Below are 20244 nucleotides of genomic sequence, written 5' to 3'. Positions count from 1 at the left end.
TTGGCCCATCAGCCTGTGTTTCGGTAGCGCCATTGATTATTGACGAATAATTCCCCCGCCCAGAGCATTGCATGCGAAGGTTACTGGTTCCCCGTTTCATGGTCAGTCTGCTGATGGCAGTGCTGGCCGCAGCCATGCTGGTCGGGATCAACGAAACCGGCTACATCCGCTCCAACGCCGCGCTGCAGGAGATCGCGCAATCCCAGCGCATCCGCACCACGCTGACACAGTTGCTGCAGCAGGTGCTTGACGGCGAAACCGGCCAGCGCGGCTACCTGCTGACCGGCGACGAGCGCTATCTCGAACCCTACAACGCCTCGATCACCGAGATCAACCGCAGCCTGGATGAGTTGCGCGGCTACTACGCGGATTCGCCCGAGCACGTCGCCAGCCTGGGCCTGCTGAGCCGCCAGATATCGCGCAAGCTCGCAGAGATGGAACTCAGCGTACGCCTGCGCAAGCAGGGCAACGAAGATGCCTGGCGCTTCGTGCTCATGACCGATGTGGGCCGCGAGCACATGGACGAGATCCGCCGGCAGACTCGCCAGTTGATCGCGGCCAGCTCAAACGCGGTGGACACCGGGCAGGAGCAGATCGTGCGCTCACTGCAGCTCTCGCGCATTGGCATTGCCGCCGTCACGCTGGTGGGACTGATCGCGTTCTACATGTACTTGCGCCAGAGCAATGCGCTGAAGCAAACCGACCAGCGGCAGCAGGAAATGCTGGAGCGCGAGCGCGACCGGCTTGGCGACCAGGTGCGCGAACGCACGGCCTCGCTGGCGCAACTGGCCACCCACCTGCAGCAGGTGCGCGAGGACGAGCGTGGCCATCTGGCGCGAGAGCTGCATGACGAGCTGGGCTCGCTGCTGACCGCTGCCAAGCTCGACGTGGCGCGGCTGAAGTCGCGTGTCGGAACCGACTCGCCAGAGACCGCCGCCCGCCTGCAGCACCTGACCGAAACGCTCAACAGCGGCATCGCCCTGAAGCGCCGCATCATCGAAGACCTGCGGCCTTCCTCGCTCTCCAACCTGGGGCTGGTGGCCGCACTGGAGATCCTGGCACGCGAGATGGGCGAGCGCCTGGGTTTCTCCATCATGACCAACCTGGAGATGGCGGAGCTCGACGAGTCCGCGCAGCTCACGGTGTACCGGCTGGTGCAAGAGTCGCTGACCAACATCGGCAAGTACGCGCAGGCGCGCCAGGTGATCGTGACCCTGCACAGCTATGCCAGCCATGTCGCCGTGGAGGTGCGCGACGATGGCGTGGGCTTCAACACGAGCGTGGTCATGCCATCCACCCATGGCCTCGCCGGCATGCGCCATCGCGTGGAGGCCGCAGGCGGCCGGCTGACCATCACGTCGACCCCGGGCAAAGGCACGCTGATTGCAGCATCGCTGCCCAGCTCGCGCTAAAGCGCCTCTGCGGGCGCTGTCAGCCCGCTCCTACAAATCACGGCCTCCGGTACTGACAGGGCGTCGGGCCTGCTGCTGATCACGTTCAGCGCCTCTTCTTCATACGCTTGCCACAAGGCGACTCGATAGGTGGTCGCCTTTGTTTTTAAAGAAGGAGTGGGCCATGCTGCACTACACCGTTGTATTTCTAGTCATAGCGCTGATTGCGGCTGTCTTCGGCTTTGGTGGCATCGCCGCCGGTGCCGTCGGGATTGCCAAGATCCTGTTTTTCATCTTCGCCGTTCTGACCATCATCAGTTTTGTTGTTGGCCGCAGCCGCGGGCGTTGACGCCCGCGCACGCCGCGCAGGCGAGTTGTCACACCGCCCTGCCTATTTCTCTTGCTTCTCTTCTCCGCCTCAAGGATTCACCATGACCATCAGCACCACCAAAGCCGCCAACACCGCCCGCAATGTTTCCGACAACCTTCTGCACAGCGCCGAAAACGCCGTGGACTCCACCCGCGACTTCGCCAACGATTCCCTGGACAAGGCCGGCGACAAGGTGCGTGAAATGCGCAGCAACGTAGACCCGCTGGTCAACCAGATCACCGCCACGGCACAAGAGCTTGCCAGTCGCGGGCGCGAATACGCGGCCGACGCCAAGTACCGCGCCCAGCAGAAGCTGTCGCACTACACCGATGCCACCGGGCGCTACGTGGCAGAGCAACCGGTGCGCTCGGTGCTGATCGCCGTTGCGGCGGGCGCAGCGATTGCCGCAGCCATCCTGATCGCCACACGCGACAACAAACGCAACCGCTACTGAGCCGCGCCCGTCACCCACCTTCCCTCCTGGCCCCACGCACACCCCATCACCACAAAAAATGCTCCATCCCCTTTTCACCATCCTGATCCGCAAGCCTGAGCTGGTGGTGGAGCATCTGGCGGGATATGCCGCACTGGCCCAGGAGGAGGTGAGCTCCTTCGGAACCGAGTTGGCGCTGAAGGCCGCGGCCTGGGGCGTGGCAGTGGTCATGGGCTCGGTCTTCGTCACCCTGAGCGGGGCCGCCGTGATGATCGGCTTTGTCAACGCCTTCCATTGGGCCCTGGTGGTTGTGCCCGGCGTCGCACTGCTGATCGCCGTGGGCGCCGTGGCCTACGCCCGCAAGCCGATGTCCGGCAAGCGCTTTGACGACATCAAGGCGCAGCTGGATGCCGACGTGGTAGCCCTGCGGATGGCCGGAGAACACCGATGAGCAACAGCGACACGCCCAGCGCCAAGCAACGGCTCGAAGCCTCCCGCCAGGCCTTGCTGCAGCAGTTGCGCGGCCCGGAAAAGCACCGCCGCGGCGAGCCGACAGGACCAGGCGCCCCGTCCGACGACGCGGCCGCCGAACACCAGACCGAATCGTCTTCGGCCAGCCGTCCCGGCACAGGCCTATGGTCGGCCGCGCGCCATGGCATCAACGCCTGGTGGCAATTCCACCCGGCCCGCGCAGCGGGTGCTGTCGCCAGGCCTTTTCTTGAAGACTACGCTGAACGCAAACCCTTGCAGTTGCTGGGCATCGCCGCAGGCGTGGGCGCGGTCGTGGCGCTGACGCGTCCCTGGCGCCTGGTCTCCTTGGGCGGCCTTGCCATCGCGGCCCTCAAAAGCTCCCAGGCCACCAGCCTGGCGCTGTCATTGCTCACCGCCGGAAAAGACCCAACCCCGAAGGATCCCCCATGAGAACTGCAACGGCCACCAAACCCGCTGTCGCGCGAGTCAAGTCTGCCCCGCTGGTGCTGGACGAGGCCGCATTGAAGGCCGCGGCCACGCACCTCGACGACGGCCCGGTGACTCCCAGCTATGGCCCGCACCGCGAGGCCATCATCAAGCTGCTCAACGATGCACTGGCCACCGAGCTGGTGTGCGTGCTGCGCTACAAACGCCACCATTTCACGGCGGATGGCCTGGCATCGCCCGCCATCGCCAAGGAGTTCCTGGTACACGCCAACGAGGAGGCCGCGCATGCCGACCTGCTGGCCGAACGCATCGTGCAGTTGGGTGGCGACCCCGACTTCTCCCCCGAATCGCTGACACGCCGCAGCCATGCCGACTACGACGACTCCAAGGACCTCAAGTCCATGCTGCGTGCCAACCTGGTGGCCGAGCGGATCGCAGTGGAGGCCTATCGCCAGACGATCCTCCTGCTCAGCGACAAGGACCCTACCACCCGCCGCATGCTGGAAGGCATCCTGGCGCAAGAGGAAGAGCACGCCGACGAACTGAAGGATTGGCTGCACCGCTGATACGCCACGGGCGACGCGGCAGCCCCTGCCCAACTACATTTTTTAAGGACTCACCATGAAATACGCTCGCACCATTGCCTTGGCCGCCCTGACCGGCATCACCGTTATCACCGCCGGCTGCGCCGTGGCCCGCAACCAGGAAACCGTGGGCTCCTATGTCGACGACGCAGGCGTCACCACCGCAGTGAAGGCCAAGTTCGCGGCGGACAAGACCGTTGCAGCCACGTCCATCAGTGTGGAAACCCTCAATGGGACCGTACAGCTGTCAGGCTTTGCCAAATCGCAGGCCGAGAAGGACCAGGCCGAAGCGCTGGCCCGCAGCACTAACAATGTGCGTCAAGTGCGCAACAGCATCGTGGTGCGTCCGTAGCCAGGAGCCAACCCTGGCCTCGTGCCCTTAGAACGTGTTTACGATCTGTATGGGGATCGCGTTGGAGTGCAATCGGGATGAGTGAGTGGCCCAGTCTGCGCCGCATGGGCTCGTGCCCATGCAAGCAGATGGGGCGCTCAATCGCCCGATTTCACTCCAACCCTTCGGGCAAGTGTCTTTGCGGGCGGTCTGCGGCGTTGCGGCGCTTGTCCATAGCCAAGCTATGGACGGCGCACCGCGCCTTGCATCCCATCCCGCAAAGACACTTGCGCGACCCCATAGAGATCGCAAACACGTTCTTACATTGGTATCCAAGGCAGGTCGGCGACCTGCCTTTTCTTTTTTGATCGGACCCGGCCCGCGCCGTCATGAAAATCTTCAGTTGCGACACCTGCCACCACCCGGTCTTCTTCGAGAACGTCCAGTGCCTGAACTGCGGCAGCCCATTGGCCTTCCTGCCAGACCAACTGAACATTGCTGCGCTCCAGGAGGCCACGCCGCAGGATGAGGCGCAAGCAGCCCCTTCCGCACGCCTCTGGCAATGCGTCAATGCGCCCGAGCCACGCACAAGCTACCGCATGTGCCTCAATCACGACCTGTACCAGGCCTGCAACTTCGCGGTGCCGCAGGAAGACCCCAACCCGCTGTGCATCTCGTGCCGCCAGACACGGGTGCTGCCTGATCTCTCACTGCCTGGCAACCAGCACCGCTGGTACCTGATCGAGGTCGCCAAGCGCCGGCTGTTCTATACGCTGGCGCGGCTGGGCCTGGCACCGACACAGGAGCAGGGCCCGGACACGCCCGGCCCGGCCTACGCCTTCCTGGCCGACCAGCCCGGCGGGCCAGCCATCATGACCGGCCACAAGGCCGGCCTGATCACCCTGAACATCGCCGAAGCCGACGACGACGAGCGTGCGCGCCGCCGGCTGCTGCTGCATGAGCCCTACCGCACCCTGCTCGGACACCTGCGCCACGAGTCCGGCCACTATTACTGGAACCAGTTGATCCGCGATGCAGGACGCACGCCAGCCTTCCGGGAGACCTTTGGCGACGAGTCAGCCGACTACGAGTCGGCGCTGCAGCAGCACTATGCCGCCGGCCATGGCGGCAGCGATTGGCACAACGATTACGTGAGCAGCTATGCCACGGCCCACGCCTGGGAGGACTGGGCCGAGACCTGGGCGCACTACCTGCACATGGTCGACCTGCTCGAAACCGCAGCGGCCTTCCGTACCAACATGGTGGTGCCTGGCACCAAGCCCATGCCCAGGAAAGGCGTGTCCAACCCCTTCGACTCACCTGAGACAGATTTCACCCAGTTGGTCCAGCAATGGGTGCCGGTCACGCTGCTGCTCAACAGCCTGAACCGCAGCCTGGGCCAGAGCGACGCCTACCCGTTCGCGCTGTCACCCGGCGCCCTGCGCAAGCTGCGCTTCGTGCACGAGGTGATCCACGAAAGCACGCGCAAGCCGGTCGTCGACGGGACTGACGCCGCCCGACCCGTTTCAGCCGCCTAGCGGGCGCGCATTGACCTTGGCCTGCAGCCGCTCCTGCACCTCGGGCGAGACGAACTTGTCCACCTCGCCGTGCAACAGGGCAATCTCGCGCACAAAGGTGCTGGAGATGAACTGGTACTTGTCGCTGGGGGTGAGAAAGACGGTTTCCACATCCGGCATCAGGCTGCGGTTCATGCCGGCCAGCTGGAATTCGTAGTCGAAATCAGTCACGGCGCGCAGGCCGCGCACCATGGCCTTGCCGCCGCGCGCCACCACGAAGTCGCGCAGCAGGCCGGAGAAGCTCTCCACCTCGACCTGCGGGTAATGGCGCACCGCCACGCGGACCATGTCGATGCGCTCCTGCAGGTCGAACAGCGTCTTCTTGTGGTGGCCGGCAGCGACCGCCACGATGACCCGGCCAAACAGCTGGGTCGCGCGGCGCACCACGTCTTCATGGCCCAGGGTCATGGGATCGAAAGTGCCGGGGTAGACGGCGATGACGTTGTGCACCATGCAGCGGTTCTCCTGTCTCTTCTCATGGGGGAAGAAGCGGCACGGCCGCCTTCGTGGCGGCGATTATGCTGCGCTGCGGAAAGGCCCTGCCTCAGGCCAGGGGCTTGAGCAAGTGCGCATGGACTGCGCCGGCCCGCAGGTGGCGCTGCAGCACAAAGCCGTGCTCGGCCAGCGCCGTGTCCGACCAGGCCTCGGGCGCCTCCAGGTAGACAAAGCCATCAGGCGCCAAGGCACGCGCAGCCGCCTTCAGGGCCGGCACGAACAGGCCGGCGTCAAACGGCGGATCGAGCAGCACCAGGTGCAGGCTGCCGGGCGCGGCCTCGCGCAGCGCAGCCACACCGTCCATGCGGCGGATATCCACGCCCTCGGCCTGCAGCCGCGTGCGTATCGCGCGCAGTGCCTCGACCAGTTGGGAATCCTGCTCGCACAGCAGCACCGGCGCCGCCCCGCGCGAGGCGGCCTCCAGCCCGAGCGCGCCGGTGCCGGCAAAGGCATCCAGGCAGCGCCAGCCGGTCAAGTCCTGGCCCAGCCAGTTGAACAGCGTCTCGCGCACGCGGTCAGGGGTGGGGCGCAAGCCGGGCTTGTTGGCCACCGCAAGACGGGTACGCCGCCATTGGCCGCCGATGATGCGCACTTCGCCCGGCGGCTTGGATGGCCTCTTGACGATCGGCTTGGCAGGCCGCTTGGCGGCGGGTTTGGGAGAGGCGGAAGCGGCTTTCTGGGACATGCGGCGAGCTTAACCGCGCAGGGCAAGCGCTTTCACCAGCCGGTGAAGGCGCGGCGGGCCAGCATGGCAGCCAGCACGAGCATGGTGCCGCCAATCAGCGCATCGAGCATTTGCCAGGCACGCGGCCGCGCAAATACCGGTGCCAGCAGCCGCGCGCCAAAGCCGAGCAAGGCGAACCACAGCGCGCTCGCCAGCGAGGCGCCCGCCACAAACCAGACTTTGAGCGAGCCCGCGTACTGGGCGCCCGCGCTGCCGACCAGCAGCACGGTGTCCAGATAGACATGCGGATTCAGCAGCGTGAAGCCAGCCACCTGTGCCAGCACGGCCACGCGCGACAGCGACGCCCCTTGCACCGCCGCCTGCAAGGCGCCGGGCTGGCGCGCGCGCCACAAGGCCCCAAATCCATAAGCGCACAGAAAGGCTGCGCCGAGCCCCGCGAGCAGGGTAGCCAGCATGGGCCGCCCCTGCAGCGCCTGCGCCATGCCGGCCACGCCCGCCGCGATCAACGACGCATCGCCGGCCGCGCAAAACAACACCACGGCGCCCACATGCTCGCGCCGCAGCCCCTGGCGCAGCACATAGGCGTTCTGGGCGCCAATGGCCACGATGAGCACCAGGCTCATGAAGAATCCGTTGGCAAAGGCGGTGCTGAAGTGTTCGGCAGACATGGCGCCAGCTTGCTGCCGGATGCGAATTAACTCAAACTAAACCTTCTAACCTCAATTTAGTTTTGCTTCACACCATGCTCGACTACGCCGCTTTGAACGCCCTGGCCGCCGTGGTGCGCGAAGGCAGCTTCGAGCGCGCCGCCCGCGCGCTGAACGTCACGCCGTCGGCGGTATCGCAGCGTGTGAAGCAGTTGGAAGAGCGCACCGGCGGCGCGCTGCTGGTGCGCGGCCAGCCCTGTGTTGCCACCGAAGCCGGGCTGCAGCTGTGCAAGCACGTGGAGCGCGTCGGCATGCTGGAGCACGAGCTGCGCGATGCCTTGCCGGCCCTGGGCATGGGCGGCGCGGCGGGCGAGCGGGTCACGGTGCGGGTGGCGGTCAATGCCGACAGCCTGGCGACCTGGTTCATGGCGGCTGCGGCAGACTTCGCGGCACAAGAAGCTGCGCTGCTCGACCTCACGGTGGACGATCAGGACCACACGGCCGAGCGCCTGCGCAGCGGCGCCGTGCTGGCGGCCGTGACGGCGCTGGCCCAGCCCGTGGCCGGCTGCAACAGCGAAGCACTGGGCACCATGCACTACGTGGCGGCGGCAAGCCCGCGCTTCGTGCGCGAGCATTTTTCCAAGGGTGTCGGCGCCCGCACGCTGGCAAGCGCGCCAAGCCTGGTGTTCGACCGCAAGGACCGGCTGCAGGCGCGCTGGGTGCGCCGCATCTGCCATCGCAGCGTCGAGACGCCGCGGCACTGGCTGCCCTCGCCACATGCTTTCGTCGAGGCCGCCTGCGCCGGCATGGGCTGGGGCATGCATCCGGCCAGCATGGTGGCCGATGCGATGCGCAAGGGCGCACTGGTGGAACTGGTGCCGGGCTCGACGCTGCCGGTGCCGCTGTATTGGCAGCAGGCGCGCGCGGCGCCGCGGCTATTGGAGCGGCTGGGCGCTGCGGTGCGCGCAGCCGCCACCGGCGGCCCGCACGCGCTGGCGTAGGCTATTTGCCGCCCACCACCACCGTCACCATGCGGTCAGGCCGCAGCTTGCGCTCGAAGGCCGCGCGGATGTCGGCGACGCCGACCTTCTTCACCTGGGCGGTCCAGGTGTCGAGGTAGTCGAGCGGCAAGTTGTTCCAGGCAATGTTGGCCACGTTGGACAGCAGCTTGGCATTGCTGTCGATGCGCAGCGGGAAGCCGCCAATCAGGTTGTCCTGCGCGGCCTTGAGTTCTGCCCGCGTCGGGCCGTCGGCCACGAAATGGTCGAGCACGCCGCGCGCCACGTCTACCGCCTGTGCGGCCTGGTCGGGCCGGGTCTGCAGGCCGATGGTGAATGCGCCCGCATGCAGGCCAGGCTCGAACCAGCTTTGCACGCTGTAGCTCAGGCCGCGCTTCTCGCGCACCTGCTCGGTCAGGCGCGAGACAAAACCGCCACCGCCCAGGATGTAGTTGCCCACGGTCAGCGCGAAGTAGTCCGGATCGTCCCGCTTGAAGCCTGGCTGGCCGATGTAGACATGGGCCTGGGCCGAATCGAAGGGAATGCGGATGTCCTGTGGCGCGGTGAGCGGCTGCACCTCACCCACGGCCGGCAACGCGGCACAGGCGCGTACCGGCAGGCGCGACAACAGGGCCGCGGCGAGCCGGTCGGCCTGCGCGCGGTCCAGCGCGCCGACCACGCTGACCTTGGCACCGCAGGCCAGCAGGGAACGCTCGTACAGGGCACGCATGTCGGCCACCGAGATGGCCGCCAGCGTCTCGGCCGTGGTGCGCTGGCCATAGGGGTGGCTGCCGTAGACCGCGCGCTGGAAGGCGCGGCCGGCCTGGGTGGCGGGCCGGGTCTCGGCCTCGCGCAGGGCGGCGGTGATGCGCTGGCGCTCGCGCTGCCAGATGTCGTCGGGGAAGGACGGCTCGCCGATCTGGCGCGCCGCCAGTTGCGCGGCGCGGTCCAGCAGCGCCGGGTCGGTGAGCGAGCGCAGCGAGAAGCTCATGCGGTCGCTGCCGGCCTCGGCGCCGAAATTGGCGCCCAGGTCGGCCCAGGCGTCGTCCAGCGCGTTCTCGTCCAGCGCCGGTTCCTGGCCACGGGCCAGCACGCCCTTGTCCACCATGCGCGCGGTGACGCTGGCCAGGCCGGCCTGCGCCGCCGGGTCGCGCCGGCTGCCGGCGTCGAAGTCGATCTGCACGTCCACCATGGGCACGGCCTTGCTCTCGACCAGGTAGACCTGCGCGCCGCTGGGCTGGGTCCAGTGCTGGATCGGCAGCGCCGCCAGAGCATCTTTTGCAAGAAAAGTGGCTAAAGCCCAGGCCAGCAGCCGGCTTATAGCTATATTTTTAATAGTAAACATGGAACAGGCTTTCGCTCAGTGCACCGCACCGCCAGGGGCGTCGGCCTGCGCCGGGCGGCGCGGTTTGGAGGGATCGACCGGCTGCGGCAGCAGCGTGCCGACGGTGAGCTGGTCGTCGCCGAAATAGCGTTGCGCCACGGCCTGCACCTGCTGGGCCGTGACCTTTTCCAGGCGCGCAATGACCTGCTCGTCGGCATCGATCGGCAAGCCCATGATCCAGTTGGAGCCCAGCTCGTTGGCCTGCTCGAACACCGAGTCGCGCTTGAACACCTCGCCCGCCACCCATTGGGTCTTGACGCGGCGCAGCTCGGCTTCGCTCACGCCCTCGGCCGCCACCTTGGCCACCTCGGCGCGCAGTGCGGCCTCTACCTGCGCCGCGGTACGGCCCTGCGCCGGCACGCCGTACAGCATGAAGCTCTTGGGGCCGCGCGCCACCAGCGAGTGGTAGGCGCCAACGCTGTCGGCCACGCGATCCGGGCCCTGCGTCAAGGCGCGGCCCAGGCGGGCGCCGCTGTAGCCGTCGAGCACGGCCGACAGCACGGTCAGCGCCAGCGCGTCGTCGGCCTGCGGCGCGCCAGCCGCAAGCGACTCCAGCCCCGGCACCTTGAAGTTCAGTGCCACATAGGCTTGCTCGGCCGGCGCCTTGAAGTCGACGCGGCGGATGCCAACCTGCGCCGGCTCGATCTGCGGCTTGCGCGCCGGCACGGCACGCGCGGGGATACGGCCGTAGGTGGCCTCGGCCCAGCGGCGGACCTGGGACACATCCACATCGCCCGCCACCACCAGCGCCGCGTTGGCCGGCACGTACCAGCGCTGGTGGAAGGCGCGCACATCGTCAGCGGTGTAGGCGGCGATGTCGCTCATCCAGCCGATCACCGGCCGGCGGTAGGGCGAGGCCAGCCAGACCTGGGCGTTGAGCACCTCGCCCAGTTGGGCGCGCGGGTTGTCTTCGGTGCGCATGCGGCGCTCTTCGGTCACCACCTGGCGCTCTTTGGTGAATTCGCCGTCGGCCCACTGGTTGTGGGCAAAGCGGTCGGATTCGAGCTTCATCACCTCTTGCAGCCGGTTGGCCGGGATCTGCTGGTAGTAGCCGGTGTAGTCGCGCGTGGTGAAGGCGTTCTCGCGCCCGCCCAGGGCCGCCACGCGACGTGAAAATTCGCCCGCGGGCACGGTCGGCGTGCCCTTGAACATCATGTGCTCCAGCATGTGGGCGACGCCCGAGGTGCCGTCGACCTCATCCATCGAGCCCACCCGGACCCAGACCATCTGCACGGCCGTGGGCGCGCGGCGGTCCGGCTTGATGATCACCGTCATGCCATTGGCCAGGGTGAACTGCTGCACGGCTTCGGCGCTTGCGCTGGCCGGCGGCTGCCCTGGCAACACAGTAGACCCGGGCGTTGGGGCGGGATCGCCGGCCTGCGATGGCTGGGCTGCGGCGCCAAAGGCACCGAGCAAGCCCAGCAGCAGGCCCAATGGGGGTATGGATCGTTTCATAGAATGGTGCGATTCTAAGAACGCCTCCAATGTTCAGTTTCTTCAAGAAAAAAGCAGCCACCCCGCCCGAAGTCCCGCCGCAGCCCGCGCCGGCCCCTTTGCCCAGCCCGCCCGCTGCACCGGCGGTTGAGCCGCCCCCTCCTCCGCCACCGCCACCTGCTCCGGCGCCTGCCGCTACCGGGTCGGCCCTGTCGTGGCTGAAGAACCAGTTTGGCGCCGGGCCGGCTCCGGCCCCTGCGCCTGAGCCCCCTGCACCGGTCGTACCGGCGCCCGCACCGCCTGTGCCACCCGCACCAGCGCCAGCGCCCGTTCCCGTGCCTGCTCCATTGCCACCACCCGCCCCGGTCGCAGCCGAGCGCCGCCCCTGGCTCGATCGCCTGAAGGCCGGGCTGCGCAAGACCGGCAGCAGCATCACCACCGTCTTCACCGGCACCAAGATCGACGACGCGCTCTATGAAGAGCTGGAAGACGCCCTGCTGATGGCCGACACCGGCGTCAAGGCCACGCAGCACCTGCTGACCGACCTGAAGCGGCGCGTAAAAGAAGCCAAGGCCACCGAGCCGGCCGCCGTCAAGGCGCTGCTGGCCGATGCCATTGCCGCCCTGCTGGCGCCGCTGGAGAAGCCGCTGGTGATCGGCCAGTACACGCCGACCGTGATCATGGTGGCGGGCGTGAATGGCGCCGGCAAGACCACCTCGATCGGCAAGCTCACCAAACACCTGGCCCAGGAAGGCGCCAGCGTGCTGCTGGCCGCCGCCGACACCTTCCGCGCCGCGGCGCGCGAGCAGTTGGGCGTGTGGGCTGACCGCAACCTGGTCGAAATCATCGGCCAGCAGGGCGGCGACCCAGCCGCCGTCAGCTTTGACGCGGTAACGGCCGGCAAGGCACGCGGCAAGGACGTGGTGCTGGTGGATACCGCCGGGCGCCTGCCGACGCAGCTGCACCTGATGGAAGAGCTGAAGAAGATCAAGCGCGTGGTGCAAAAGGCCGACGGCACCGCCCCGCACGAAGTGCTGCTGGTGATAGACGGCAACACCGGCCAGAACGCCCTGGCGCAAGTGCGGTCTTTTGACGACGCACTGGGCCTGACCGGGCTGATCGTCACCAAGCTGGACGGCACGGCCAAGGGCGGCGTGCTGGCCGCCATCGCCCAGGAACGGCCGATACCGGTCTATTTCATAGGCGTGGGCGAGAAGCTGGAAGACCTGGAAACCTTCAGCGCCCGCGAATTTGCCCAGGCACTGCTGGCCTAACCCGCCGCAACGGCTTTGACCGGCGCTTTACATAAGGGACAGCGGCAGGGCAAAAGCTATCGGCACGATAGGAATAGAGGGGAACTTGTAACTTAGCACTCAATCCAATCGAGTGCTAATATGAACCGTCTATGAGAAAAGGACTTCTGGTATGAGTATTCAAACTGGAAATGCCACCGCCGTTGCGACCGCCAATCCGTGGTCGCTGGTGCCCCCGCTGGGTAACCTCGACGCCTACATTTCCGCCATCAATCGCATTCCGCTGCTCACCCTCGAGGAAGAGCAGCGCTACGCCCGCAAGCTGCGCGACGACAACGACCTGGACTCCGCCGGGCGCATGGTGTTGTCGCACCTGCGCCTGGTCGTCTCCATTTCCCGCCAGTACATGGGCTATGGCCTGCCGCAGGGCGACCTGATCCAGGAAGGCAACATCGGCCTGATGAAGGCGGTCAAGCGCTTTGACCCGGACCAGGGCGTGCGCCTGGTGAGCTACGCCATGCACTGGATCAAGGCCGAGATCCACGAGTACATCCTGAAGAACTGGCGCATGGTGAAGGTGGCGACCACCAAGTCGCAGCGCAAGCTGTTCTTCAACCTGCGCTCGATGAAGCAAGGTTTCAAGTCCGAAGCCGGCTTGAGCGACACGGCCACGCCGCGCGACACCCTGAGCGAGCGCGAGATCGACCTGGTCGCCGAGCGCCTGAACGTCAAGCGCGAAGAAGTCATGGAGATGGAAACGCGCATGTCCGGCGGCGACGTGCTGCTGGACCCGTCGCCTTCGGACGACGGCGAGCAGGCCTTTGGCCCGATCGCCTACCTAGCCGACGCCGCGCATGAGCCCACGGCCATGCTCGAATCACGCCAGCGCGACGTGCTGGCCACCGACGGCATCGCCACGGCGCTGAACACGCTGGACGACCGCAGCCGCCGCATCGTGGAAGAGCGCTGGCTCAAGGTGAACGACGACGGCTCGGGCGGCATGACGCTGCACGAGCTGGCAGCCGAGTACAGCGTGAGCGCCGAGCGCATCCGCCAGATCGAATCGGCCGCCATGAAGAAGATGAAGAAGGCGCTGGCCGAATACGCCTGACGCCCGCCCATTCCCTGCCCACGGCGGGGGATGGTGCAAACTCCCGGGTTTTGCGCTCTGGAGACACTCCCCATGCTGCCATCAGCCCCCCGCCGCGCCCTGCTGTCCGCGGCTTTGCTGAGCCTTGCCGGCACCGCCCTGGCCCAGGCGCCCGCCCACCCGATGCCGGCGCACTGGCCGACCAAGCCGCTGCGCATCATCGTCGGCTTCCCCGGTGGCTCCTCCCCCGACACCACCGCACGCACGCTGGCCGAGCCGCTGTCCAAGGCGCTGGGCCAGCCGGTGATCGTCGAGAACAAGGTGGGCGCGGGCGGCAACATCGCCGCCGACTACGTGGCCAAGGCCAATGACGACCACACCATCGGGCTGATGATCAACGGCAACATGACGGTGTCCAAGCTGCTCAACCCGCGGCTGCCGTACGACCCGCTGAAGGACTTCGCGCCGATCAGCCTGATCGGCGTGTCGCCGCTGGTGCTGACCGCGCCACTGAACGCGCCCGGCGCCGACGCGCGTGCCTTCTTCGCCGCCGCCCGCAGCGCCGGCGACAAGTGGAGCTACGGCTCGCCCGGCGTGGGCACGGTGGGCCATCTGGGCATGGAATTGCTCAAGAGCCGCAGCGGCATCGATCCGATGCACGTGCCCTACCCCGGCTACCCGCAGGTGGCCAACGCCATGATCGCGGGCGAGCTGCAGATCTCCATGCTGCCGCCGGCGCTGGCGTCGGCGCAGGCCAAGGCCGGCAAGCTGCGCGCCATCGGCATCACCTCGACCAGCCGCAGTCCGCTGGTGCCCGAGATCCCGAGCCTGTCGGAAGCCGGCGTGCAGAACTTCAACCTGGAGATGTGGAACGCCGTGGCCGCCCCCACCTCGATGCCCGCGCCCATCGTGGCCCGGCTGTCGACGCTGCTGGTGGAGATCACCCGCTCGCCCGAGATCCGCGCCAAGCTGGCCCAGCAGGGCTGGCAGGCGGTGGGGACTTCGCCCGAAGGCCTGGCCAACCGCATCAAGTCCGATGCGGTGGTGCTGGGCGGCATCATCCAGCTGCGCGGCATCAAGAACGAATAGGCAATTTTTAAAGAAATATGCCTCTAGCCCAGGCGGGGACTAGGCTTATAGCTATTATTTAAATAGCAATCAAGCCACAGCCAACAAGGCCTTGATGTCGGCCATCAGCTCGGTGCTGGGGCTGCCGTAGCGGCTGTAGAGACGCAGCCGGCCCTGCGGGTCGTACAGGTAGCTGCCGGCGGAATGGTCCATCGAGTAGCTGCCCGGCTCCTTGCCCTCGACCTTCTTGTAGTAGACCTTGTAGTCCTTGGCGACCACGGGCAACTGATCGGGCGTGGGGCGCAGCGCGATGAAGCTCGGGTCGAAGTTCTCCATGTAGGCCTTCAGCACCTCGGGCGTGTCGCGCTCCGGGTCGACGCTGATGAAGACGGCCTGCAGGCGGTCGCCGTCGGCGCCCAATTGGCGCTTGACCTCGGCCAGCTCGGCCATGGTGGTCGGGCACACGTCCGGGCACTGGGTGAAGCCAAAGAACGCGACCACCACCTTGCCCTTGAAATCAGCCATGGTGCGGGTCTTGCCGAACTGGTCGGCCAGGGAGAAGTCGCGGGCGTAGTCGGCGCCGGTGACGTCCACCGCATGGAAGCTCGGGCCAGGTGCGGATTTGGAACAGGCGGCCAGCGCTGCGGCGGCAGCAGAAATCAGCACAAGTCGGCGGGTAGGCAGCACGGCAAAGCTCCTAGAAAACATAGTGGTCCACCAGCAGCGCCGCGAACAGCAGGCTCAGGTGGATCAGCGAGAAACGGAAGGTACGGCGCGCCAGCTCGTCCGAGTAATTGCGCCAGAGCCGGAACGCATAGGCACAAAAACCGGCGTTGAGCACTACGGCCGCCGCCAGGTAAATCCACGAACTCATGCCGTAGATGAAAGGCATCAGGCAGCCCGCGAACAGGATGAAGGTGTAGAGCAGCACCTGCAGGCGTGTGAACTCGTTGCCGTGGGTCACCGGCAGCATGGGCAGGCCGGACTTGCGGTAGTCCTCGACCCGGTACAGCGCCAGCGCCCAGAAGTGCGGTGGCGTCCACAGGAAGATGATCAGGAACAGGATCAGTGCCTCGGGCCCGACGTCGCCGGTCATGGCGGCCCAGCCCAGCACCGGCGGCATGGCGCCAGACGCCCCGCCAATGACGATGTTCTGCGGCGTCAGCGGCTTGAGGATGACGGTGTAGACCACCGCATAGCCGACAAAGGTGGCAAAGGTCAGCCACATGGTCAGCGGGTTGACGAAGGCATACAGCAGCCAGGAGCCGGCCACGCACAAAGTGGCAGAGAAGCTGAGCGCCTGCAGGTCGCTCAGCTCACCGCGCGCCGTGGCGCGCCAGGCGGTGCGGCGCATCTTGGCGTCTATGCTTTTCTCCACCAGGCAGTTGAAGGCGGCGGCGGCCCCCGCCACCAGCCAGATGCCAACGCAGGCCACTGCGGCCAGGCGGATGTCAGCCCAGGTCGGCACGCCGGGCACGGCCAGCACCATGCCGATCAGGGCACAGAACACGATCAGCTGCACCACACGCGGCTTGGTCAGCGCGTAGAACTGTTGAAACCGCGACGGTGCGGCAAGAGAGGAAGCGGCGCTCATGGTGGGGAAGATCCGGGGAAGCCCGCGGCGATCGCACGCGGGGCGGGCCCGGCTGTATCGCGCAGATCACGCGCTACAGCCGGGCGGCTGGAGAAATAGGTCCAGGTCAGCGCCACCACCAGGGCGGCGGCACCGCCAGTATGGGACACGGCGGCGACCAGCGGCCAGTCCAGCACGACGTTGGACAAGCCGGTAGCAAACTGCCACAGCGCCAGGCCAGCCAGCCAGCGCGCCGCGCGCGCCAGCCCCGGCACGCGCCACAGCCGCCAGGCCAGCAGGCACAGTGCCACAAACAGCGCATAGGCAAACAGGCGATGCGCATAGTGGATCGCGGTCAGGCCGGCAAAGCTGATGTTGCTGCCATCGCGCAGCAGGCCCAGTGGCCGCCAGACCTCAAAGCCCTGGGCAAAGTTCATGGACGGCCACCAACTGCCCTGGCAGGTCGGGAACTCGGCGCAGACCAGCACCGCGTAATTGGTGCTGACCCAGCCGCCCAGCAGGATCTGCAGCGCCAGCATGGCGCAGGTCAGGGCCAGGCCGGCCCGCAGGCCACGCTGCAGCTCCACCGGGCCATAGCCGCCCTGCGCCTGCGCATGGCGCACCGCCTGGGCGCACAGCAGCGCCAGCAGGATCAGGCCACCCGCCAGATGCAGCACCACGATGGCCGGAAACAGCCGCCAGGTCACGGTAAAGGCGCCAAACGCGCCCTGGATGCAGACCCAGACCAGGGTCACCGCCGGCCACGCCGGGTGCACCGGCAGCGCAGGCCCGTCCTGGCGGCGTTGCTGGCGCGCCAGCCACCAGGTGGCAAGGGTCAGGGTCAGGATCAGCACGCCGACACCGGTGGCCAGGTAGCGATGGACCATCTCCACCCAGGCCTTGCCGTGCGTGACCGGGCCGGTCGGCATGGCGCTTTGCGCTGCCGCGATCTGGCTGCGCGCGCCCACCGGGCTGGCACTGCCGTAGCAGCCGGGCCAGTCCGGGCAGCCCAGGCCGGAGTCGGTCAGCCGCGTGAAGGCGCCAAACAGCACCAGGTCGAAGGTAAGAAACAGCGTGAGCACGGTCAGCGCCTGCAGCCGGCGCAAGGTGCTGGCGCCCCGGTGGCGCATCCAGAGCCACAGCAGCGGCACGGACGCGACCAACAGCCCGGTGAGCATCAGCTGCAGCGCGGGCGAGAGGTCGTAGAGAGAGGAATGTTCCATCGCGAAAACAGGTGGGCAGCGCGCTCAGCGGCCGGCTTCGTCCCAGGAAGAAGAGGCGCGCAGCAGGCGCTCCAGGTCGCGCTTGGCCCGGGCCGCGCCCTTGGCGTCCATGTCGGCCGGGAAACGCATCATCCAGCGGCCCATGGGGTCGACCACGTACAGGTGTTCTTCCAGCGTGCGGCCTTCGGCCGGCGCCAGCCAGGCCGCCAGCGCCGCGCGGTCCACGCGCAGGGTTGTCGCCTGGCGTATGCCCTGGGCCAATTCCGGGCGCACTGGCGCCGCGTCATCGACCAGCCAGACCCAGTCCATGCGGTCTTTCTCACGCCCCAGGCTTTCCCGCAGTTGGCGCTGCAGGTAGAGGTTGTGCTCGCAGCGGGCCTCGCAGGCGCCGCCGCCCACGCTCACCAGCAGCCATTGCTTGCGCAGCGCGGTCAGGCTCTGCGTCTGGCCGTCGGGCAAGGTAGCCGGCACGTCGGGCAACTCCGGCTGCGCCTCGATCAGCTCGCCGTAAGCGCGCCCGCCCTCGGGCCGCACCACGTAGAAGGTGAAGTAAGACGCCAACACCGGCGCCGCACACACCAGCATCACCGCCAGCATCTTCCAGCGGCCATGCACCGTGCGCCGCTGCGCCTGCGCATCGCCCGGCTGCGGCATTGAATGGACTGTGAGGCCCAGTGGCTGGTCTTCCATGTCAGAGCCCCAATGCATGAAACACGCACTGCCTCATACCAAGAACACCGCAGAACCGGCCTTGCCGGGCCGCAGGATGTGCCCCCTGCAAGGGGGTTGGCGAAGACACGAAGTGCGAAGCCTGGGGGTGTGCATCAAGTGCGTACAAGTTGAAACCAGACATAGAGGAATGCGATGAGGGCGCAAAGCCCGAACCATTGGAAGGCGTAGCCATAGTGGCGTTCGACGCCGCTGGTGATCTCGGGCCAACGGCGCTGCAGGCCTTCGCTGGCATCGCCGGTCTGTACCACCGAGAAGGCCGCCAAGGGCAGCCCGGTCTCGCGCCGGAACGCCGGCAGGTCGAGATTTTGCCGGATGCGGGAAGACCCCTCAGAGGCATTGCCCGCGCCAAAGTCGAACAGCTTGGAGGGCGGCGCTTCGATGCGCCCCCTGACCTGCACCACGCCCTCGGGCGTTTCGACCGCCGGCAGCCGGGTGCGGTCCTCGAAATTGCGCGGCACCCAGCCGCGCTGCACCAGCACGGTGGTGCCGGTATCGAGCTGCAGCGGCGTTATCACGAAGAAGCCTGGGCGCCCATCCATCTGGCGGTTGTCCAGGAACACCGTGGCGCGTGGCTGCCAGCGGCCCTGCAGCAGCACGCTGCGGTGCAGCAAGGGCTCTACGTCATCCCCCTGGGGCAGCGCGGCGCCGTCGAGCACGGGCAAGGCCTCGCGCTGCTGCATGGTGGCGTGGATGGCTTCTCGCTGTGCGGCCCGTGCCAACTGCCAGCGGCCAAGCGAGGCCGTCACCCCTATGCCGACAAGAGCAGCCAGGGTGATCAGCAGGAAGCGCCATGTCAGTGGCGGGGCGCGCAGGCTCACGGGATAATCCGATCCATGAAATACATCATGCTGATTGCCTTTCTGGGCATCCTGGCCGCCCTTGGCTCGGCGCTGTTCTTCATGATGCGCGACGGCCGCGAGGGCAAGGCCAAGACCAGCAACATGGCGCGCGCGCTCACGGTGCGCATAGGGCTATCTGTGTTGCTGTTCATCTGCGTGCTGATTGGCTGGAAGCTGGGCTACATCCACCCCACCGGCTTGCCGCTGGCAGGCTGAAGCGCAGCGGCGCTCCATGCAAAAAGGCGCCTTGCGGCGCCTTTTTTGCTGGGTGCCTGGAGCATGCACTCACGTCCAGTAGACCAGCATGTACAGGCCGAGCCACACCACATCCACAAAGTGCCAGTACCAGGCCGCGCCTTCGAAGCCAAAGTGGCGCTCGGGCGTGAAGTGGCCCTTGCGCAAACGCAGTGTGATGAAGAACAGCATCAGCATGCCGATGAACACGTGGAAGCCGTGGAAGCCAGTCAGCAGGTAGAAGGTTGAGCCATACACGCCTGAATTCAGCTTCAGGTTCAGTTCCGAATACAGGTGGTGGTATTCATAGCCCTGCACGCACAGGAAGACAAAGCCCAGCAGCACCGTGATCCACATGAAGCCGATGGTCTTGGCGCGATGGTTCTCACGCAGCGCGTGGTGGGCAATGGTCAGCGTCACGCCGGAAGTCAGCAGCAGCGCGGTGTTGATGGTCGGCAGCCAGAACGGGCCGACGGTCTGGAAGGGCTCGACGATATTGGCCGGCGAGGCGGTGGCACCAGCGGCCACGGAAGGCCAGACGGCCTTGAAATCCGGCCACAGCAGCGCGTTGTCCAGGCTGCCCAGGGTGGGCACCGAATGCGCCCGGGCCCACCACAGCGCGGTGAAGAAGGCGCCGAAGAACATCACCTCCGAGAAGATGAACCAGGCCATGCTCCAGCGGTAGGACAGGTCGATCTTGTAGCCATAACGGCCACCCTCGCTCTCCTGCACCGACTGGCTGAACCATTGGTAGAGCACGGTGAGCCACCAGACCATGCCCAGCGCCAGCGAGTACATGCCCCACTCGTGCCCGTTGATCCACTGCGCCGCGCCAAGGATCACGAAGAAAAGGCCGGCGGCCGCCATCACCGGATGGCGCGACTCCGCAGGCACGAAGTAATACGGGGTGGCACTGGTGGGGGTTGAACTCATTTCTGCTCCTGAATCTCTCTTGTGCTCTTTGTATTGGAATCGATCGTCTGCA

At 66.8% G+C, this 20244-nt stretch carries 24 protein-coding genes; 13 read left to right on the top strand and 11 right to left on the bottom strand.

The genetic code is table 11. From position 1 onward, the window contains the following. The first annotated feature begins 98 nt into the window (after positions 1-98). The 8 genes from AAFF27_06500 (at position 99) to AAFF27_06465 (ending at position 5565) form a co-directional block, all read left to right on the top strand. Positions 99-1412 (top strand): CHASE3 domain-containing protein, encoded by a 1314-nt coding sequence (locus tag AAFF27_06500; GenBank protein XAH24839.1) that lies wholly within the window; start codon positions 99-101, stop codon positions 1410-1412. A 163-nt stretch (positions 1413-1575) separates the two neighbouring features. Beyond that, entirely contained in the window at positions 1576-1740 is a 165-nt protein-coding gene (locus AAFF27_06495; GenBank protein ID XAH24838.1) for a DUF1328 domain-containing protein, read from the top strand. A gap of 82 nt (positions 1741-1822) precedes the next feature. After that, positions 1823-2215, top strand: coding sequence for a hypothetical protein (locus tag AAFF27_06490; protein ID XAH24837.1), 393 nt, complete (start codon positions 1823-1825; stop codon positions 2213-2215). Positions 2216-2273: 58 nt separating this feature from the next. Beyond that, positions 2274-2645 (top strand): hypothetical protein, encoded by a 372-nt coding sequence (locus tag AAFF27_06485; protein XAH24836.1) that lies wholly within the window; start codon positions 2274-2276, stop codon positions 2643-2645. Continuing rightward, on the top strand, positions 2642-3115 hold the full coding sequence (locus AAFF27_06480; GenBank protein XAH24835.1) for a hypothetical protein: 474 nt from the start codon (positions 2642-2644) through the stop codon (positions 3113-3115). The genes AAFF27_06485 and AAFF27_06480 overlap by 4 nt, the downstream gene beginning before the upstream one ends. Then, positions 3112-3678 carry a ferritin-like domain-containing protein gene (locus tag AAFF27_06475; GenBank protein XAH24834.1) on the top strand — a complete coding sequence of 189 codons (567 nt, stop codon included), beginning with the start codon at positions 3112-3114 and terminating at the stop codon, positions 3676-3678. Before AAFF27_06480 ends, AAFF27_06475 begins: the two co-directional genes overlap by 4 nt. Before the next feature lie 55 nt (positions 3679-3733). After that, the gene (locus AAFF27_06470) at positions 3734-4048 is read left to right on the top strand and encodes a BON domain-containing protein (GenBank protein ID XAH24833.1); all 315 of its coding nucleotides are present in this window, start codon (positions 3734-3736) and stop codon (positions 4046-4048) included. 368 nt (positions 4049-4416) lie between these two features. Continuing rightward, on the top strand, positions 4417-5565 hold the full coding sequence (locus AAFF27_06465) for a putative zinc-binding peptidase (GenBank protein ID XAH24832.1): 1149 nt from the start codon (positions 4417-4419) through the stop codon (positions 5563-5565). Here the strand turns inward: AAFF27_06465 and coaD are convergent. From coaD to AAFF27_06450, 3 genes are all read right to left on the bottom strand, one after another. After that, the gene (gene coaD, locus AAFF27_06460; protein XAH24831.1) at positions 5554-6057 is read right to left on the bottom strand and encodes a pantetheine-phosphate adenylyltransferase; all 504 of its coding nucleotides are present in this window, start codon (positions 6055-6057) and stop codon (positions 5554-5556) included. The two genes, AAFF27_06465 and coaD, sit on opposite strands and share 12 nt — an antisense overlap. A gap of 91 nt (positions 6058-6148) precedes the next feature. Then, the gene (gene rsmD / locus AAFF27_06455; protein XAH24830.1) at positions 6149-6784 is read right to left on the bottom strand and encodes a 16S rRNA (guanine(966)-N(2))-methyltransferase RsmD; all 636 of its coding nucleotides are present in this window, start codon (positions 6782-6784) and stop codon (positions 6149-6151) included. A gap of 32 nt (positions 6785-6816) precedes the next feature. Beyond that, the gene (locus AAFF27_06450) at positions 6817-7452 is read right to left on the bottom strand and encodes a LysE/ArgO family amino acid transporter (GenBank protein ID XAH24829.1); all 636 of its coding nucleotides are present in this window, start codon (positions 7450-7452) and stop codon (positions 6817-6819) included. 74 nt (positions 7453-7526) lie between these two features. Here AAFF27_06450 and AAFF27_06445 point away from each other — a divergent pair, with 74 nt between their 5' ends. Then, positions 7527-8432: a LysR family transcriptional regulator ArgP gene (locus tag AAFF27_06445; protein XAH24828.1), complete on the top strand. Its 906-nt coding sequence runs from the start codon at positions 7527-7529 to the stop codon at positions 8430-8432. 1 nt (position 8433) lies between these two features. On the opposite strand, the gene AAFF27_06440 is transcribed toward AAFF27_06445, so the two are convergent. Both AAFF27_06440 and AAFF27_06435 read right to left on the bottom strand, forming a co-directional pair. Next, positions 8434-9774, bottom strand: a complete 1341-nt coding sequence (locus AAFF27_06440; protein ID XAH24827.1) for a pitrilysin family protein — start codon at positions 9772-9774, stop codon at positions 8434-8436. Positions 9775-9789: 15 nt separating this feature from the next. Next, the gene (locus AAFF27_06435; protein XAH24826.1) at positions 9790-11268 is read right to left on the bottom strand and encodes a pitrilysin family protein; all 1479 of its coding nucleotides are present in this window, start codon (positions 11266-11268) and stop codon (positions 9790-9792) included. Between the two features lie 29 nt (positions 11269-11297). Here AAFF27_06435 and ftsY point away from each other — a divergent pair, with 29 nt between their 5' ends. From ftsY to AAFF27_06420, 3 genes are all read left to right on the top strand, one after another. After that, a complete protein-coding gene (ftsY, locus tag AAFF27_06430; protein XAH24825.1) occupies positions 11298-12521 on the top strand; it encodes a signal recognition particle-docking protein FtsY in 1224 nt (407 codons plus the stop codon). A gap of 151 nt (positions 12522-12672) precedes the next feature. Next, positions 12673-13611 (top strand): RNA polymerase sigma factor RpoH, encoded by a 939-nt coding sequence (gene rpoH, locus AAFF27_06425; GenBank protein XAH24824.1) that lies wholly within the window; start codon positions 12673-12675, stop codon positions 13609-13611. Positions 13612-13683: 72 nt separating this feature from the next. Continuing rightward, a complete protein-coding gene (locus tag AAFF27_06420) occupies positions 13684-14679 on the top strand; it encodes a tripartite tricarboxylate transporter substrate-binding protein (protein ID XAH24823.1) in 996 nt (331 codons plus the stop codon). A 69-nt stretch (positions 14680-14748) separates the two neighbouring features. Here the strand turns inward: AAFF27_06420 and AAFF27_06415 are convergent, their stop codons facing one another. The 5 genes from AAFF27_06415 to AAFF27_06395 all read right to left on the bottom strand — a co-directional run bounded on the left by AAFF27_06415 (position 14749) and on the right by AAFF27_06395 (position 19004). Beyond that, on the bottom strand, positions 14749-15342 hold the full coding sequence (locus tag AAFF27_06415) for an SCO family protein (GenBank protein XAH26171.1): 594 nt from the start codon (positions 15340-15342) through the stop codon (positions 14749-14751). A 13-nt stretch (positions 15343-15355) separates the two neighbouring features. Then, positions 15356-16252: a heme o synthase gene (gene cyoE, locus AAFF27_06410; protein ID XAH24822.1), complete on the bottom strand. Its 897-nt coding sequence runs from the start codon at positions 16250-16252 to the stop codon at positions 15356-15358. Continuing rightward, entirely contained in the window at positions 16249-17454 is a 1206-nt protein-coding gene (locus AAFF27_06405; GenBank protein XAH24821.1) for a COX15/CtaA family protein, read from the bottom strand. Before AAFF27_06405 ends, cyoE begins: the two co-directional genes overlap by 4 nt. A gap of 24 nt (positions 17455-17478) precedes the next feature. Further along, positions 17479-18144: a hypothetical protein gene (locus AAFF27_06400; GenBank protein XAH24820.1), complete on the bottom strand. Its 666-nt coding sequence runs from the start codon at positions 18142-18144 to the stop codon at positions 17479-17481. 134 nt (positions 18145-18278) lie between these two features. After that, a complete protein-coding gene (locus tag AAFF27_06395) occupies positions 18279-19004 on the bottom strand; it encodes an SURF1 family protein (GenBank protein ID XAH24819.1) in 726 nt (241 codons plus the stop codon). Between the two features lie 15 nt (positions 19005-19019). Here AAFF27_06395 and AAFF27_06390 point away from each other — a divergent pair, with 15 nt between their 5' ends. After that, positions 19020-19241 (top strand): twin transmembrane helix small protein, encoded by a 222-nt coding sequence (locus AAFF27_06390; protein XAH24818.1) that lies wholly within the window; start codon positions 19020-19022, stop codon positions 19239-19241. A gap of 69 nt (positions 19242-19310) precedes the next feature. On the opposite strand, the gene AAFF27_06385 is transcribed toward AAFF27_06390, so the two are convergent. Continuing rightward, entirely contained in the window at positions 19311-20192 is an 882-nt protein-coding gene (locus tag AAFF27_06385) for a cytochrome c oxidase subunit 3 (GenBank protein XAH24817.1), read from the bottom strand. Positions 20193-20244 lie beyond the last annotated feature (52 nt).

Source organism: Xylophilus sp. GW821-FHT01B05 (genome assembly GCA_038961845.1).
Classification (GTDB): Bacteria; Pseudomonadota; Gammaproteobacteria; order Burkholderiales; family Burkholderiaceae_C; genus Xylophilus.
This window is presented reverse-complemented; position numbering and strand designations above follow the sequence as displayed.

Excerpts from the sequence above, each read along its gene's own strand:
- AAFF27_06500 (XAH24839.1), top strand. The coding sequence starts at position 99 with ATGGTCAGTCTGCTGATGGCAGTGCTGGCCGCAGCCATGCTGGTCGGG.
- AAFF27_06495 (XAH24838.1), top strand. The coding sequence starts at position 1,576 with ATGCTGCACTACACCGTTGTATTTCTAGTCATAGCGCTGATTGCGGCT.
- AAFF27_06490 (XAH24837.1), top strand. The coding sequence starts at position 1,823 with ATGACCATCAGCACCACCAAAGCCGCCAACACCGCCCGCAATGTTTCC.
- AAFF27_06485 (XAH24836.1), top strand. The coding sequence starts at position 2,274 with ATGCTCCATCCCCTTTTCACCATCCTGATCCGCAAGCCTGAGCTGGTG.
- AAFF27_06480 (XAH24835.1), top strand. The coding sequence starts at position 2,642 with ATGAGCAACAGCGACACGCCCAGCGCCAAGCAACGGCTCGAAGCCTCC.
- AAFF27_06475 (XAH24834.1), top strand. The coding sequence starts at position 3,112 with ATGAGAACTGCAACGGCCACCAAACCCGCTGTCGCGCGAGTCAAGTCT.
- AAFF27_06470 (XAH24833.1), top strand. The coding sequence starts at position 3,734 with ATGAAATACGCTCGCACCATTGCCTTGGCCGCCCTGACCGGCATCACC.
- AAFF27_06465 (XAH24832.1), top strand. The coding sequence starts at position 4,417 with ATGAAAATCTTCAGTTGCGACACCTGCCACCACCCGGTCTTCTTCGAG.
- coaD (XAH24831.1), bottom strand. The coding sequence starts at position 6,057 with ATGGTGCACAACGTCATCGCCGTCTACCCCGGCACTTTCGATCCCATG.
- rsmD (XAH24830.1), bottom strand. The coding sequence starts at position 6,784 with ATGTCCCAGAAAGCCGCTTCCGCCTCTCCCAAACCCGCCGCCAAGCGG.
- AAFF27_06450 (XAH24829.1), bottom strand. The coding sequence starts at position 7,452 with ATGTCTGCCGAACACTTCAGCACCGCCTTTGCCAACGGATTCTTCATG.
- AAFF27_06445 (XAH24828.1), top strand. The coding sequence starts at position 7,527 with ATGCTCGACTACGCCGCTTTGAACGCCCTGGCCGCCGTGGTGCGCGAA.
- AAFF27_06440 (XAH24827.1), bottom strand. The coding sequence starts at position 9,774 with ATGTTTACTATTAAAAATATAGCTATAAGCCGGCTGCTGGCCTGGGCT.
- AAFF27_06435 (XAH24826.1), bottom strand. The coding sequence starts at position 11,268 with ATGAAACGATCCATACCCCCATTGGGCCTGCTGCTGGGCTTGCTCGGT.
- ftsY (XAH24825.1), top strand. The coding sequence starts at position 11,298 with ATGTTCAGTTTCTTCAAGAAAAAAGCAGCCACCCCGCCCGAAGTCCCG.
- rpoH (XAH24824.1), top strand. The coding sequence starts at position 12,673 with ATGAGTATTCAAACTGGAAATGCCACCGCCGTTGCGACCGCCAATCCG.
- AAFF27_06420 (XAH24823.1), top strand. The coding sequence starts at position 13,684 with ATGCTGCCATCAGCCCCCCGCCGCGCCCTGCTGTCCGCGGCTTTGCTG.
- cyoE (XAH24822.1), bottom strand. The coding sequence starts at position 16,252 with ATGAGCGCCGCTTCCTCTCTTGCCGCACCGTCGCGGTTTCAACAGTTC.
- AAFF27_06405 (XAH24821.1), bottom strand. The coding sequence starts at position 17,454 with ATGGAACATTCCTCTCTCTACGACCTCTCGCCCGCGCTGCAGCTGATG.
- AAFF27_06400 (XAH24820.1), bottom strand. The coding sequence starts at position 18,144 with ATGGAAGACCAGCCACTGGGCCTCACAGTCCATTCAATGCCGCAGCCG.
- AAFF27_06390 (XAH24818.1), top strand. The coding sequence starts at position 19,020 with ATGAAATACATCATGCTGATTGCCTTTCTGGGCATCCTGGCCGCCCTT.
- AAFF27_06385 (XAH24817.1), bottom strand. The coding sequence starts at position 20,192 with ATGAGTTCAACCCCCACCAGTGCCACCCCGTATTACTTCGTGCCTGCG.